The sequence below is a fragment of the Acidisoma sp. S159 genome (genome assembly GCF_009766125.1).
GTDB lineage: Bacteria > Pseudomonadota > Alphaproteobacteria > Acetobacterales > Acetobacteraceae > Acidisoma.
This window is the reverse complement of sequence record NZ_LMUG01000054.1, coordinates 22896-23447: the sequence shown is the minus strand read 5'-3', so window position 1 is coordinate 23447 and position 552 is coordinate 22896. Positions and strand designations below refer to the sequence as shown.

1 pseudogene is annotated in these 552 nt (G+C 67.0%); it reads right to left on the bottom strand.

What is annotated here, in order from left to right:
* A pseudogene (locus GSQ92_RS16435) lies at nucleotides 1-552 on the bottom strand (IS3 family transposase); the annotation flags it as partial.

Here is a 552-nt window from a genome sequence, read left to right as displayed (position 1 = left end):
ATCCTTGCCGATGGCGCCGAAGTGCCGTCGTACGCCCTGGCGCAGCGGTTCGAGGGCTTCAAAACGGGTCCCACGTCGGGCGGCATGAACGCCGACGCACTCAGCGTTGTGGTGATCGACCGCAATGAAGACCGCCGCCTGGCCTTCTGCCGTCCAGGTCGGTCCCCACATCATGTCGATCGCATCGGGAATGATGGTGCCGTCATGGTTGCGCGGTGCGCGCGGTTGACCGACCCGGCCGGGCGCCAGCAGGTCGTTCTCGCGCATGAGCCGCAGTGCTCGGCGCAGCGACGTGCGGATGCCGCCGATCCGCAACCGGGCCCAGACTTTCCGTGACCTTCGCCATGGAAAGGGCTGTCGGAGAGGACGCCACGGATCCGTTCCAGTAGAGCTGCATCCGACATCGGTCCTGCTGGACCGGGCCTCTGTCGTGTTGGCCCTGGATGGCGGTGCCGATAGACGCTCGCTCTCGCGCTGCGCCAGATCCGGCAGACGCGTGCAAGGCCGTAGGGCTTTGCACTGCTGGGCACAGGGTGCGGCTCATCGCCTCGA